Genomic DNA, 13,978 nt, shown 5'->3' on the forward strand with positions numbered 1-13,978 from the left:
ACCTGGATCGGAGCCAGGGTTCCGGTCGCCCTCGGAGCGGGTTGCTACGACAGGGGCGTGGTAGCAGCGGGCTCCGACCGCGACAGATATCGGGATCGGTGCCAGAGTTCCGGCCGCCCTCGGAGCGGGCTGCTAGGCTGAGGGCTTTGTAGCAGCGGGCTCCGACCGCGACGGATATCGGGATCGGTGCCAGAGTTCCGGCCGCCCTCGGAGCGGGCTGCTAGGCTGAGGGCTTTGTAGCAGCGGGCTCCGACCGCGACAGATATCGGGATCGGTGCCAGAGTTCCGGCCGCCCTCGGAGCGGGCTGCTACGACAGGGGCGTGGTAGCAGCGGGCTCCGACCGCGACAGATATCGGGATCGGTGCCAGAGTTCCGGTCGCCCTCGGAGCGGGCTGCTACGACAGGGGCGTGGTAGCAGCGGGTACCGACCGTGAACCAATAAACAAAAAAGCCGCCCGGGCGGGGCGGCTATTTCAACATCTTCAACATCTTCGACATCGATGATGTCGACAAACGTGCGGGGCGTTGGAAGCTTACTTGTTGGCAGCTTCGTACGCGGCGGCGGCGTCGACGATCGCCTTGCGGGCAGCATCGGCGTTGTCCCAGCCTTCCACCTTGACCCACTTGCCTTCTTCCAGACCCTTGTAGTTCTCGAAGAAGTGCTTGATGCGGTCGCGCAGCAGCTGCGGCAGGTCTTCAACGTCCTGCACGTCTTTGTAGGCTTTGGTCAGCTTGTCGTGCGGTACCGCAACCAGCTTGGCGTCTTCGCCGGCTTCGTCGGTCATGTTCAGGATGCCGACCGGACGGCAGCGGATCACGGAGCCCGGTACCACCGGATACGGTGTGACCACCAGTACGTCCAACGCGTCGCCGTCGTCGGCCAGGGTGTTGTTGATGTAGCCGTAGTTGGCCGGGTAGAACATCGGCGCCGCCATGAAACGGTCAACGAACAGCGCGTCTTCTTCCTTTTCGATCTCGTATTTGACCGGCGAGCTTTCCGCCGGGATTTCGATCAAGACGTAGATATCGTTCGGCAGGTCTTTGCCCGCAGGTACTTTAGAAAAGCTCATGCTTGGTTCCTGTATACCGATTATCAGAACTGGGGAAAGGCCCGATTATAGCTGTCGCAGCCCCGAAGGTTGAATACGACTAAAGCTGTTCGGACGCGGCAGTCGCGCCCTTCGGGCCGGAAACTTGCGCCGGACTCAGCGGTTCAGCTGGGCGGCATTGCCGTCGGCGCTGTCGCGGTGGTATTCCTGCAGTGCTTCCACTTCCTGGCGCGAGCCCAATGCCACCGCCACCCGCTGGTGAATCTCGGTCGGCTCGACATCCATGATGTCGCCGTAGCAGGTGGTGGACAGGCCGCCGGCCTGTTCGATCAGCATGCTCATCGGGTTGCCTTCGTACATCAGCCGCAGTTTGCCCGGCTTGTTCGGCGCGCGCTTGTCCCAGGGGTAGGTGAACAGGCCGCCACGGGTCAGTACGCGATGCACTTCGGCCACCATCGAGGCGATCCAGCGCATGTTGTAGTCCTTGCCGCGCGGACCGTCCTTGCCCAGCAGCAGGTCATCGACATAGCGCTGCATGGCCGGTTCCCAGTGGCGCTGGTTGGACATGTTGATGGCGAACTCTTTGGTTTCCGGCGGAACCTGGACGTTTTCGCGGGTCAGGATGAAGTCGCCGGTGTGTGCCAGGGTGAAGAAGTTGACGCCGGCACCGGTGGTCAGCACCAGGGTGGCGGACGGGCCGTACAGCACGTAGCCGGCGGCGACTTGCTTGCGGCCCGACTGCAGGTAAGCGGATTCTTCGCAGCCCTTGGTGCCTTGCGGTGCTTCCAGAATGGAGAAGATGGTGCCTACCGATACGTTGATATCGATGTTGGAGGAGCCGTCCAGCGGGTCGAAGGTGACCAGGAAGCGGCCCTGCTCGTTCGCCGCGACCGGATCGTCTTCCTCTTCAGACGCCATGCCTCGCACCAGCGGATTGGTGTGCAGTACCTTTTTCAGCACATCGTTGGCAATGACGTCCATTTTCTTCTGGGTTTCGCCCTGCACATTGGTGTTGTCTGTGCTGCCCAGGACGCCTGCCAGCGCGCCTTCGCGCAGCTGCACAGCGATCTCTTTGCAGGCGATCATCAAGGTGTCGATTACCTCGATCAGCTCGCCGTCGGTGTCGTGGTGTTTCAGGAACTGGTTGAGAAGCAGAAGGTCCATTCGGGAATGATCTCTCGGGCTCTTGCTTAGGGTTGAAAAGGAGGTGCAAATTCTACGCGAACGGGCGCCTTTATGCATGGCCTAATGCAGTATTTTAGCGGACTGGAGGCTAACTGACTGATATTTGGTTGAGCGATCGCTTCGATTCGGCCAAGCCTGCATGTACGATGTCCGCCTGAGGGCGGAAACTGTTATTATGTCGCACAGTTTTTATGCCGGTTCAGGAGCCTTCATACGTGCACATTCATATCCTCGGGATCTGCGGAACCTTCATGGGATCGCTGGCGATTCTGGCTAAGCAACTCGGCTACCGGGTGACCGGCTCCGACGCCAATGTCTATCCGCCGATGAGTACCCAGCTGGAAGCGCAGGGAATCGAGTTGATGGAGGGCTACGATCCGGCCCACCTGCAGCCGGAACCGGACCTGGTGATCGTCGGCAATGCGATGAGCCGCGGCAACCCGGCGGTCGAATATGTGTTGGACAAAGGGCTGCGCTACACTTCCGGCCCGCAGTGGCTGTCGGAGCACCTGCTGCGCGAGCGCTGGGTGCTGGCGGTGGCCGGCACCCACGGCAAGACCACCACCGCCACCATGCTGGCCTGGATTCTGGAACAGGCCGATATGAAGCCCGGCTTCCTGATCGGCGGGGTGCCGAACAATTTTGACGCCTCGGCGCGGCTCGGTGACTCGCCGTTCTTCGTGATCGAGGCGGACGAGTACGATACCGCGTTCTTCGACAAGCGTTCCAAGTTTGTCCATTACCACCCACGTACTCTGGTGCTCAATAACCTGGAGTTCGACCACGCCGATATCTTTGACGACCTGGCGGCGATACAGCGCCAGTTCCACCACCTGATGCGGATCGTGCCGGCCAATGGCCAGGTGATCGTGCCGCAGGGCCAGCCGGCGCTCGACGACGTGCTGGCGATGGGCAGCTGGACACCGGTGGTGCGTACCGGCTTCGCGGGGGATCAGGCCGAGTGGCAGGCACGGCTGCTGAGCGAGGACGGCAGCCGTTTCGAGGTGCTGCACAATGGCGAATCGCAGGGCGTGGTGGACTGGTCGATGACCGGCCGGCACAGCGTCAACAACGGCTTGGCGGCGTTGGTGGCGGCGCGTAACGTCGGCGTGCGGCCGGAACATGCGATCGAGGCGTTGAACTGCTTCGCCGGCGTCAAGCGCCGCATGGAGCTGCTCGGCACGGTGGACGGGGTGTCGGTATATGATGATTTCGCCCACCACCCGACCGCCATCGAAACCACCCTGCAGGGGCTGCGCAAGCAGGTTGGTGACGCGCCGCTGATCGCGGTGATCGAGCCACGTTCCAACACCATGCGCCTCGGCAGCCACCAGGGTCGACTGGCCGCCAGCAGTGGCGACGCCGACCGGGTGTTCTGGTACCAGCCGGCCGGGCTGGACTGGTCGCTGGACACGGTGATCGCCGACAGCCCGGTGCCGGCCGAGGTGAGCCGCGATACTGACACGCTGATCGAAACACTGGTGCGTGAGGCGCGGCCGGGCAGCCATGTGGTGATCATGAGCAACGGCGGCTTCGAGGGCATTCACGGTCGCTTGCTGACCGCATTGCAACAGGAGCGCGGCTGATGGCGGCGACCGAGCAGAAACGCGAGGCGGTCACCGTCGCAATCACCGGCGCCAGCGGCGTGCAGTACGGCCTGCGGCTGATCCAGTGCTTGCTGGCCGCCGACAAGCAGGTATTGCTGATGGTGTCGCGCGCCGCCCAGGTGGTGATCGCCACCGAAACCGATCTGCAGTTGCCCGGCCAGGCCGCCGAGCAGGAGCGTTTCCTGACCGGCTATTACAATGCCGAGCCGGGCCAGCTGAAGGTGTTTGGTCGCGAGCAGTGGATGGCACCGGTCGCTTCCGGTTCAGGAGCGCCCAGTAAAATGGTGGTCTGTCCGTGCAGCACCGGCAGCCTGTCGGCAATCGCCACCGGCGCCAGCAACAACCTGATCGAGCGGGCTGCCGACGTGGCGCTGAAGGAACGCCGCCAGCTGATCCTGGTACCGCGCGAAGCGCCGTACTCGGAGATCCACCTGGAGCATATGCTGAAGCTGACCCGGATGGGCGCGGTGGTGATCCCGGCCAGCCCGGGCTTCTACCAGCGGCCGCAGACGGTCGAGGAGATGGTCGATTTTATCGTCGCCCGTATCTTGAACCAGCTGGATATCCCGCAGGATCTGCTGCCGCGCTGGGGCGATCAATTGCTGCAGGGGCCGGCGCAAAGCTGAACCCGCGCCGTACGGAATTTGTAACCGGAGGAAGTTAAACTTCGTCCGCTTGAAGTAAGAGTTGATATTGAAAAAAATGGCCAAGATTCTTGCCCTGGATACCTCCACCGATGCCTGCTCCGTCGCCCTCCTGCTGGATGGCGAGGTGCGCGAAGATTTCCGCGTAGTTCCGCGCCAGCACACCCAGCTGTTGCTGCCGATGGTCAGTGACCTGCTGGCCGGTGCCGGACTCAAGGTCGCCGATCTCGATGCGATCGCCTTCGGCCGCGGGCCGGGCTCCTTTGCCGGTATCCGGATCGCCACCGGCACCGCCCAGGGGCTGGCCTTTGCCGCCGGGCTGCCGCTGCTGCCGATCTCCACGCTGGCGGCGATGGCCTTGCAGGCCCATCAACAGCAGGGCGCCGGGCGGGTCACCGCGGCGCTGGATGCGCGGATGGATGAGATTTACGCCTGCGCGTACCGGTTCGACAACGGCCTGCCGGTCGAGCTGATGGCCGAGCGGGTCTGCTCTCCGGCCGAATTGACGTTGCCGGAAGGCAACTGGCAGGCGGTCGGCAAGGGCTGGCACTATCTGGAATCGATGAGCGACGCGGTGCGCGGCAGCCTGGCCGGCGTGGAACAGGAGCTATACCCGTCCGCCGCCGCCATGCTGCCGATCGCGTTGGCTGATTGGCAGGCCGGTCGGGCGGTGGCCGCCGACCAGGCGATGCCGGTCTACCTGCGCGATGAGGTGGCCTGGAAGAAGAAGGATCAGCAGTAATATGGATTGGCTGCAGGTCATCTCGCTGGCATTGATTCAGGGGCTGACCGAGTTCCTGCCGATATCCAGCTCCGCCCACCTGATCCTGCCGGCGCAGCTGCTGAACTGGCCCGATCAGGGGCTGGCGTTTGATGTCGGTGTGCACTTGGGGACCCTGCTGGCGGTGGTCGCCTATTTCCGCCGAGAGCTGCTGCAGCTGGCCCGCGACGGCTTCGGCAGCCTGGTCGGCCGTCCCGGCGAGCAGACCCGGCTGGCCTGGCTGGTGGTGCTGGCGACCCTGCCGGCGATCGTCGCCGGCTACCTGGGCGCCGAGCTGATCGACCACTACACCCGCTCGGTGCTGGTGATCGCCGCCACCACCTTGATCTTCGGCGCACTGCTCTGGTGGGCCGACGAGCAGCGTAGCGAAAGGCGCGACCTGGCCGCGCTGGGTTGGCGGGACGGCCTGCTGATCGGCATCTCCCAGGCACTGGCGCTGATACCGGGCACCTCGCGTTCCGGCGTGACCATCACCGCGGCGCTGCTGCTGGGTTTCGACCGGCAGGCGGCAGCGCGATTCTCGTTCCTGCTGTCGGTACCGGTGATCATGGGTGCGGCGCTCTACAAGGGACTCGAGTTGGCCGATACCGGCAGCGACAACTACCTGCATATGGTGGCCGGCGGCACGGCGGTGGCGGCGGTCAGTGCCTTCGCCTGCATCCATCTGTTCCTGCGCTGGCTGGACCGGATCGGCATGAAGCCGTTCGTGATCTACCGGTTGTTGCTGGGCGTGCTGCTGCTGGGGCTGTATTTCAGCCTATGAATGGATGACCGGCGGGGTTAAACTTCTGTTATCGACCTTAAAGAAGTGAAGCCCGGCCGGCCATGCAGATCGGATCGCACCGCTTATCCCAACTTCCCGCCAGCGCGCCGCTGAGGTCTGTTGCCAAGGCGTCGCGCAGCGAACGACCACAGCCGGAACGGCTGCTGGTGGAGCGGATGCAGCCGCGCCGCAGCGAACAGACCCAATGGCGGCGCCACGAAGGTTTTGCCGACCAGCTGAGCGAGACCGTACCGTTCAGCAGCCAACGGGCACTGTTTACCTACCTGGATAATGCCGGATATCAAAGCGGTTCCCGGCAGGGCGGCGAACTCGCCCATATCGATCTCTACGTTTAATTCTTTCTTTAATTCTTTCTCGAATAGCCCGATGCGAACAATCACAGCCCCCGTGGTGGTCACCGCCACCGATAGCCGCCGTCTGGCCGAAGCCGAGATGCTGGCGGCGCAGCTCGGACTGCCGTTCGTTGCCGAGGCCGACCCCGCCGACGAATCCTGCGCCGCACTGCTGCAATACAGCGAACAGGGGCTGCAGCTGCAGCAGACCGCCCGCAAGCGCCGTCCCGGCCCGGTGTGGGTGGATTTCGTCACCGGCGCGGCCGCGCACCGGCGCAAATATGGCGGCGGCAGCGGCCAGATGATCGCTAAGGCGGTCGGTATCAAGGGTGGCGTCCGGCCGCAGGTGCTGGATTTGACCGCCGGCCTCGGCCGTGATGCCTTCGTGCTGGCCACGCTGGGCTGCGAGGTGACCCTGCTGGAGCGTTCGCCGTTGATTCACGCGCTGCTGGCCGACGGCCTGGCGCGAGCCGCCGATGACCCGGAGGTGGCGGATATCGTGGCTCGGATGCGGCTGCTGCCGGCCGACAGCATCGACTGGCTGAGCCGGGCCGAACCGGACAGCCAGCAGGTGCTCTACCTGGACCCGATGTTCCCGCACAGCGACAAGTCGGCGCTGGTGAAGAAGGAGATGAGCCTGTTCCAGGCGGTGGTCGGTGAAGACAGTGACGACGCCCCATTGCTGGAAGCGGCCTGGCCGGTCGCCGAATACCGGCTGGTGGTCAAGCGGCCGCGCAAGGCCCCGGCCATCGAAGGCCGGCCCTGGAGCTACCAGTTGATCGGCAAATCCACCCGCTACGATATTTACACCAAGAAGAAGCTGGAACTCGGTTCGTAGGGCGCCACCCGGGGCGCCAATAAAACGCCTGCCGGCGTTTGGCCGGCCGGGCCTACAGGGCACAGCCCCGTAGCAGCCCGCTCCGAGGGCGACCGGTCATGGTACCGACGGAGTCGCCACAGGTCGCGGTCAGAGCCCGCTGCTACGAAGCATTGCGCTTTGTAGCAGCCCACTCTGTGGGCGACAGCTAACCGGTGAAGCCAAATAGGGTGGCCATGTTTTTTGTGCCCACGCAATAATTCCGTCGCAGCCCGCTCCGCGGGCGACCGATGGCCGGTGAAGATAGTCAGCCCTGCTTCTCGTTCAACTGCCGGTCGAGTTCCGCTTTCAGCTGCGGCAGCAGCACCTTCTCCGCCTGGCGCAGCATCGCTGTCGGGTCCCGCTGGCACGCCAGTTGCTGGTCGTCGGCCCGGATGATCCGCTGCTGGATCAGGCTGTCGATAAACCCGCTGTAAAGCTCGCGGGCACCATATTCCGGCGAACGAAAGCCGAACAGCCGGTGTAGCTCCAGAGCACGTTGGCGGCTCTCTTCGATCAGTTCCTGGCGGTCGATAGTGCGGTAGCGTGCCAGCAGGCGCAGCATCAGGTAGTAGCGCGCCAGTACCGGTTCCACGGTGCGGCAGAGCAATGCCGCCAGCGGTGTCTCCAGGCACTGCCAGCGCTTGTCCCGCTGTTCGATCAAGCCTTGGGCCGCCAGCGAATCGCGCCACCGGCGCAGCTGTGCGGTCAGCTCGCTGCTGTCCGGCAGGAACAGCTCGGCCTGCAGGTAGGGATAGAGCCGGTGGATGATCCGGTTGACCGTCTGCGAGGGCAGTGGGCCGAGTCGTTGTGCCAGCAGCAGCCAGAGGCCGGGCAGAATCAACTGATGCAGCAGCTGGTTGCGGTAGAAACCCAGTTCAAGGCGCTGTGATTGCTGCAGTTCGATCCGGTTGTGCCGCAGGCCGATCAGCCCGATCTGCCAGAACTCCATCAGCCAGGCCGAGGGCAACCCGGTCGGCACCGGTATTCCGCCCCGTTCCAGCAGCTGGTTCAGCTGGCGCAGCAGTTCGCCGGTGCGACTGCTGTCCAGCGGCTCGCCGCTCCAGCCGAGCAATACGGTCGCCAGCAAGGCGCTGCGGGTCGGCAGGGCGGCGCTGTTGATACGGCACATCACCTGCTGGGCGACCTGTCCGGTGACCTCGCTCAACGACTGCTCGGCCGGCAGTTCAGCCAGCGGTAACGGCTCACCGAAACTCAACACCACCTCGCCATAACGCTGGCGCAGTCGCTTGAGCGCGCCCAGGGCGCTGCGCAGGCTTTCCGGCGTCTTACCTTCACCGGCCAGCTCACGGCTGTAGCTGCTGCTCTCCGGCAGCCGGTCGTAGCCGATCCAGACCGGCACCAGTGCCACCGGTTGGCCCGGATCGCTGCGATAGCTGTCCAGGGTCATCGACAGCAGGCCGGTCTTCGGCGGCAGCAGCCGGCCGGTGCGGCTGCGGCCGCCCTCGATAAAGTACTCCAGCGCATGGCCGCGGTGGCTCATCTGGGCCAGGTAGGCTTTGTAGAGCGCGTAGTAGAGTCGGTCGCCCTGGAAGCGCCGGCGCATGAAGATGGCGCCGCCCTGTTTCAGGATCCGGCCGATGATCGGCAGGTTCAGGTTTTCGCCGGCGGCGATATGGGGCAGCATCAGGCCGTGCCGGTGCAGGGCCCAGGAGAGCAGGACGTAGTCCAGATGGCTGCGGTGGCAGGGTAGGTAGACCAGCTGGTGGTTCAATGCCCGTTGCTGTACCGGCTCGATCCCGCAAACATGGATGCGGCTGTACAGCCGTGGCCAGAGCCAGTCCAGCAGCCAGCCGAGCGCACGGGCGGTATGCGGATTGAAGTTGGCGGCGATCTGCATCAGCGTCTGTCGGCTCTGCTGCTCTAACGACAACCGGCTCTGGCCGCTCTCCCGTTGTTGTCGGTCGAGCTCGGCCTGTACCTCCGGGTGGCGGATCACCAACTCGATCAGCGTGCGGCGGTGCGACAGGTCCGGTCCGATTGCCGCCTTGCGGCGCAACTGGAAGTGGGTTTTCAGAATTCGCGCCGCCTTGCGGGCGCAGCCGGTGGTGTCGTCCAGTGGCGCCAGGTCGGGCAGTCGCAGTGGCTGGTCGAACTGGATCAGGGTGTCTCGGCCGTGCACCAGCAGTTGTAGCAGGCGCGACAGGCGGTCCGGCGGCTGCCAGGATTCGCGATAGAACCATTTGAAGCCGCGCGGCGGCTTGCTGGGCAGCCGACCGTGGTAGATCACCACCGGTACGATTTCGATCGGCTGCTCGGGTGATTGCTGCTGGCGTCGGATCAGCGGCAGCAGGTGTTCGCGCAGTGGCGCCAGGCCGCCGCTGTTGGCGTACAGCAGTTGTTCGGGGTGAAGCGAAATGCCCTGTTGTTGCAGTAACCGGGTCAGCAGCAGCCGATGTTCGCTGCGCGCATGCTCCAGCAGGTAGTAGCGGGTACTGTTGGCCGGGCGCAGCTGCGCCCGGCCAACTATCTGGGGACGAACCAGCAGTCGCAGCAATTGCTGGAGGCTCCAATGCAGCATCTTGGCGGGTCCCGATCAGTAGTGCGGCGGGGGAGGCTCGTCGGACGGCTGACGCTGGTGCGACAGGTCCAGCTGCTTCAGCTGCCGGTTCAGCAGTTTGACCATCTCGGTCAGCTGGGCGAGCTCCCGCTCCTGGCGGGCGACGATGTCGCTGAGCTTGTCGATGGCATCCTCCTGAAAGGCGATGCGGGTTTCCATTTCGGCCATACGGTCCATATCTGACATCTTGTTCGGTACTCCAGTCGTTGTCACAAGTCAGAATAGATAAGAACAGAACGGATTAAAACTATTCCATAAAGTGTTAACCTATTGAATGGTTGAGCAAAATTAGTTATATGTGCTCGCTTGATTCCGGTGCAGGCTCGGAATGTGTAAAGGGAAACGATTACAAGTAAAGAGAATAATTAGATGAGTAGTAATCAGTTGATTAAAAGTGTAGTGATAAGTGCGGTGGCAGCCGTAATTCTGCCGGTTCTGATGGGGGCGCTTGGCGTGGAAGTTCCGCTGAGTGTGCCGGTTATCGCGGTCTCCTTTGTAGTGGTGATGGCCAGCTGCCTGCTGGCATCGATGGGGGGACAACAGGCCGCTGTTCAAAAGGCTTCTTCCGGTGTGGCTGCGGAGCAGGACGTGGATGATCAGGACGACGACCGCGAGGAGGGTATCGTCAAGTGGTTCAATGTCTCCAAGGGGTTCGGTTTTATCACCCGTGAGAATGGCGAGGATGTGTTCGTTCACTTCCGCAATATCCGTGGCCGCGGTCACCGTTCGCTGTCGGAAGGCCAGAAGGTGCGCTTCAACGTCCGTCAGGGCGACAAGGGGTTGCAGGCCGAAGACGTTTCCGTGATGCGCTCCTGATCGATTTTTGCGTCACCCGGCGGGGCCAAACGCCCCGCCGTTATCTTTTCAGATTGGAGTTTACAGTTCACCGTAAACAGCAAGCCAATCCCGCTTCCTGTCTTTACCATCACCATCCGCTACTCAACACTCACACTCACACTCAACACTGTTAATTATCAACGGTCAAAAAAGCGACGGCTGTTGCTGGGCCGGCTGTGGCCATTCGCCGGGGCCGATCAGATCTGGCCGCCGTTCTGCCAATTTATCGACAAAATAACGGGCCAGCTCGGGTGCTTCGGCGTTGTCCGGCGTGTGGAAGAACAGGAACGGGGTACGGCCCTGATCGATCCAGTCGGCCACTTTCTGCAGCCAGGGGGCCAGCCAGGCGTCAGCCAGTGGCCACTGCAGCGGGCTGATAAAGCGCAACATCGGCCGCTGGCCGGTGGCGATCACATGCAGCGGCAGACGCGGTTTCTGCTGCCAGGCTTCCCGGGTAACCGGATCTTCGGCCGGATGGGCGAACAACGCGCGGGTATCGAACAGGGTACGATTGACCCGCTGTTCCAGCAGCAGACGGTTGAAACGGCGCTCATGCTCGGATTTATCGAAAAAAGCCGGATGACGTACCTCGACGCTGTACTGCCAGTCCTGCGGCAGTTGCTGCAGGAAGGCGGCGAGGGTGTCGAGCTGGTCCGGGCCGAAGCTGGCCGGCAACTGGATGCAGAGCAGACCGGTACGTGACTGCAACGGGTTCAGCCGGTCGAAAAATTCCCGCATCGGCTGGTCGCCGTGGCGCAACGCCTGAATATGGGTCACCTGTTGCGGCAGCTTGAAACAGAAGCGAAAGCTTTCCGGCACCTGCTCCGCCCAGCGGGCCACGTTGTCGGCACTGGGTAGGCCGTAGAAGGTGGTGTTGCCCTCCACCGAGCTGAAATAGCTGGCATAACCGGTCAGCGGGCTGTGGCCCGGTGCAGCGGCGAAGGGACCCTGCTGCCAGTGGGGATGGTTCCATTGTGGAAGGCCGACATGGTAATGTGGGTTCGCCTGCATCCTCGGGCTCTGTTACTAAAAATTATGGGCTTGTCGCGGGTAACGGTTATGATGGCCCTATTGCCAAGAGAAAGAGCTTAACACATGGATTTCGCTTCCCTGCTCGGGATTATCTCCGGCCTCGCTCTGATTGTGTCCGCCATATTGATTGGCGGAAATGCTGATGTCTTTGTCAATGTGCCCGGCATGATGATCGTGTTCGGTGGTACCACGGCGGCCACCTTGCTGACGGTCCAGTTCAAGGATGTGCTCAACGCCTTCAAGGGGGCCTTTATCGTCTTTACCAGCGATAAGACCAATCCCCAGGAGATGATCGACACCATGCTGGAGCTGAGCCGGGTCAGCCACCGCCACGGCCTGCTCAAGCTCAGCGAGGTGCAGAGCGATTCCCATGTGCTGCAGCGGGCCTGCGACCTGCTGGCCGAGGCCGCGTCCGAACAGGTGATCCGCAATACCCTGCAGAACGAGATCGACTCGTTGATCTCCCGCCACCACGCGGTACAGGATGTGTTCCGCAAGATGGGCGCCTTCGCGCCGGCGTTCGGCATGCTCGGCACCCTGATCGGCCTGATCCAGATGCTCAGCCAGCTGGATAACCCGAATGCGATCGGGCCGGCGATGGCGGTAGCGCTGCTGACTACCTTTTATGGTTCAATGCTGTCCACCATGGTGTTCGTGCCGATTGCCGGCAAGCTGAAGGCGCGAACCCTGTCCGAGGTGACCAATCTTGAGATCATCCGTGAGGGCTGCATCAGCATCCTGACCAACGATCACTACATGCACGTCTACGAACAGCTCTCCTCCTATATTCCGGAGGCACAGCGTAAGCAGATAGCGATTGGTAAGCCCGGATGAGCAGCAAACGCAATCAGATGATCGACGAGGACGAGTCGCCGAACTGGCTGGCGACCTTCGCCGATCTGATGACGCTGCTGCTGGTGTTTTTCGTGCTGTTGTTCTCGATGTCGTCGTTGAAGCAAGAACGCTTTGAAGAGGCGGTCCGCTCGCTGACCCTGGCGCTGGACAGTGCGCCAGGCAGCAACAGCCTGATCGAGCTGGACGCCCAGGCGCCGACGCCGAAGATTCCGCAGGAATTGACCGAGGAGGTGTTGCCGGCCACCCAGTATTCACTGGATGACGGTGCCAAGCCGAATGATGCCGAGGCACGCCGTCAGTTACTTAAACTGCAGCATGACTGGACACCGATGAGCCAGGAGCTGGAGCAGTCATTCGAGATGCTCAGTCTCAGCGACGCGGTGGAGATCGCCGATCCGAAGGACGGTAAGCTGCGGCTGCGGATCGATGGCTCTGCGCTGTTCGAATCCGGCTCGGCGCAGTTCGACCGGCGGATGATGCCGCTGCTCGATGTGGTGGTAAATACTTTGCGGCGCAATCCGCAATATAAGGTTAATATTCAGGGCCATACGGACGATATACCGATAGAGACGGCACAGTTTCCGTCCAACTGGGAGCTGTCGGCGGTACGCGCTACTACGGTGTTGCGTTACTTCATGCGTGGCGGGCTGGATCCGGAACGGCTGACCGCCACCGGCTACGGCGATTCGCTGCCGGTGGAACCGAATGACAGTGCCAAAAACCGGGCCCGTAACCGTCGAATCGAGTTTGTTTTGGAGTATCAGGTGGAATAATGGCCTCGATCATCATTCCTGAAGAGTTGGAACAGAACCAGCGGCGCGCCGTGCGCGTTGAAATGACCGCCAAGGATCCGGTGCGGTTTGCCGCCGGTCGCCAGAAGGCGACCATCATCAACCTGTCCGAGTCGGGGATTGCCTTCTCTGTTGCTGAACCGATCGCGCACAAAGCGATCCCGGGTGTGCTGAAGTTCAAGATTGATCAGGTCTATACCTTGAAGTTGCAGGTGCAGATCATCAATGGCGATCCTCGGTGCTACCGGGCCGAATTCGTCGATATGTCGGCCCAGGACATGCGACTGATGTCGAAGCTGGTGCTGGGGCTGCAGAAGCTGCATATACGTCGAGAGAAGCTTAAGCGGCAGCAGGAAAGCACCACGGAATAAAGGCGGGCGACAGTGCCAGGCTCTGCGTGTATATCGGACAGTAGATGGCTATATTGTTCGCTTTATTGAACTGTTCTTTTGAATAGAAGCAACTTTTTTAGATAGAATTCGCTGTAACAAATGCGGGATGCTGATTTTTGTCTTAGGGCTTCGCGAATTCAACTCCGAAGTGCAACACTCCCCGTTTCAAGCAGCTCTCAGATAGTCATCAAATACCTTCTGAGGCTGCTTGTAGCCAAGACATTTTCTTGGCCTCAAATTGAGGCGTTGTT

The 13,978-nt window shown here is 62.1% G+C and carries 15 protein-coding genes; 10 read left to right on the top strand and 5 right to left on the bottom strand.

Annotated features, from left to right (window positions below; all coding sequences use genetic code 11):
* Positions 1–534: 534 nt before the first annotated feature.
* Positions 535–1,071, bottom strand: coding sequence for an inorganic diphosphatase (ppa, locus tag K6T12_RS20560; protein ID WP_222224846.1), 537 nt, complete (start codon positions 1,069–1,071; stop codon positions 535–537).
* 135 nt (positions 1,072–1,206) lie between these two features.
* On the bottom strand, positions 1,207–2,214 hold the full coding sequence (locus K6T12_RS20565; RefSeq protein WP_222224847.1) for a class 1 fructose-bisphosphatase: 1,008 nt from the start codon (positions 2,212–2,214) through the stop codon (positions 1,207–1,209).
* A gap of 236 nt (positions 2,215–2,450) precedes the next feature.
* Here K6T12_RS20565 and mpl point away from each other — a divergent pair, with 236 nt between their 5' ends.
* The 6 genes from mpl to K6T12_RS20595 all read left to right on the top strand — a co-directional run bounded on the left by mpl (position 2,451) and on the right by K6T12_RS20595 (position 7,221).
* On the top strand, positions 2,451–3,821 hold the full coding sequence (mpl, locus tag K6T12_RS20570; protein ID WP_222224848.1) for a UDP-N-acetylmuramate:L-alanyl-gamma-D-glutamyl-meso-diaminopimelate ligase: 1,371 nt from the start codon (positions 2,451–2,453) through the stop codon (positions 3,819–3,821).
* Complete coding sequence (locus K6T12_RS20575; protein ID WP_222224849.1) at positions 3,821–4,468, top strand: flavin prenyltransferase UbiX; 648 nt, start codon at positions 3,821–3,823, stop codon at positions 4,466–4,468. The genes mpl and K6T12_RS20575 overlap by 1 nt, the downstream gene beginning before the upstream one ends.
* 76 nt (positions 4,469–4,544) lie before the next feature.
* Positions 4,545–5,228, top strand: coding sequence for a tRNA (adenosine(37)-N6)-threonylcarbamoyltransferase complex dimerization subunit type 1 TsaB (gene tsaB, locus K6T12_RS20580; protein WP_222224850.1), 684 nt, complete (start codon positions 4,545–4,547; stop codon positions 5,226–5,228).
* Position 5,229: 1 nt separating this feature from the next.
* Complete coding sequence (locus K6T12_RS20585) at positions 5,230–6,030, top strand: undecaprenyl-diphosphate phosphatase (protein WP_222224851.1); 801 nt, start codon at positions 5,230–5,232, stop codon at positions 6,028–6,030.
* Between the two features lie 62 nt (positions 6,031–6,092).
* On the top strand, positions 6,093–6,386 hold the full coding sequence (locus K6T12_RS20590; protein WP_222224852.1) for a hypothetical protein: 294 nt from the start codon (positions 6,093–6,095) through the stop codon (positions 6,384–6,386).
* A gap of 31 nt (positions 6,387–6,417) precedes the next feature.
* Positions 6,418–7,221 carry a class I SAM-dependent methyltransferase gene (locus K6T12_RS20595; RefSeq protein WP_222224853.1) on the top strand — a complete coding sequence of 268 codons (804 nt, stop codon included), beginning with the start codon at positions 6,418–6,420 and terminating at the stop codon, positions 7,219–7,221.
* A 286-nt stretch (positions 7,222–7,507) separates the two neighbouring features.
* Here the strand turns inward: K6T12_RS20595 and K6T12_RS20600 are convergent, their stop codons facing one another.
* Both K6T12_RS20600 and K6T12_RS20605 read right to left on the bottom strand, forming a co-directional pair.
* Positions 7,508–9,781: a 1-acyl-sn-glycerol-3-phosphate acyltransferase gene (locus K6T12_RS20600; RefSeq protein ID WP_222224854.1), complete on the bottom strand. Its 2,274-nt coding sequence runs from the start codon at positions 9,779–9,781 to the stop codon at positions 7,508–7,510.
* Between the two features lie 15 nt (positions 9,782–9,796).
* On the bottom strand, positions 9,797–10,006 hold the full coding sequence (locus tag K6T12_RS20605) for a SlyX family protein (protein ID WP_222224855.1): 210 nt from the start codon (positions 10,004–10,006) through the stop codon (positions 9,797–9,799).
* 183 nt (positions 10,007–10,189) lie between these two features.
* Between K6T12_RS20605 and K6T12_RS21805 the strand changes: the two genes are divergently transcribed.
* Complete coding sequence (locus tag K6T12_RS21805) at positions 10,190–10,636, top strand: cold-shock protein (RefSeq protein WP_222224856.1); 447 nt, start codon at positions 10,190–10,192, stop codon at positions 10,634–10,636.
* Between the two features lie 165 nt (positions 10,637–10,801).
* On the opposite strand, the gene K6T12_RS20615 is transcribed toward K6T12_RS21805, so the two are convergent.
* Positions 10,802–11,668 carry a DUF72 domain-containing protein gene (locus K6T12_RS20615; RefSeq protein ID WP_222224857.1) on the bottom strand — a complete coding sequence of 289 codons (867 nt, stop codon included), beginning with the start codon at positions 11,666–11,668 and terminating at the stop codon, positions 10,802–10,804.
* Positions 11,669–11,752: 84 nt separating this feature from the next.
* Between K6T12_RS20615 and K6T12_RS20620 the strand changes: the two genes are divergently transcribed.
* The 3 genes from K6T12_RS20620 to K6T12_RS20630 are packed head-to-tail and all read left to right on the top strand — an operon-like array spanning position 11,753 to position 13,706.
* On the top strand, positions 11,753–12,523 hold the full coding sequence (locus tag K6T12_RS20620; protein WP_222224858.1) for a motility protein A: 771 nt from the start codon (positions 11,753–11,755) through the stop codon (positions 12,521–12,523).
* Positions 12,520–13,317, top strand: a complete 798-nt coding sequence (locus tag K6T12_RS20625) for an OmpA/MotB family protein (protein ID WP_222224859.1) — start codon at positions 12,520–12,522, stop codon at positions 13,315–13,317. Before K6T12_RS20620 ends, K6T12_RS20625 begins: the two co-directional genes overlap by 4 nt.
* A complete protein-coding gene (locus K6T12_RS20630) occupies positions 13,317–13,706 on the top strand; it encodes a PilZ domain-containing protein (protein WP_222224860.1) in 390 nt (129 codons plus the stop codon). The genes K6T12_RS20625 and K6T12_RS20630 overlap by 1 nt, the downstream gene beginning before the upstream one ends.
* Positions 13,707–13,978 lie beyond the last annotated feature (272 nt).

It is taken from the genome of Marinobacterium arenosum (genome assembly GCF_019795155.1).
Classification (GTDB): Bacteria; Pseudomonadota; Gammaproteobacteria; order Pseudomonadales; family Balneatricaceae; genus Marinobacterium_C; species Marinobacterium_C arenosum.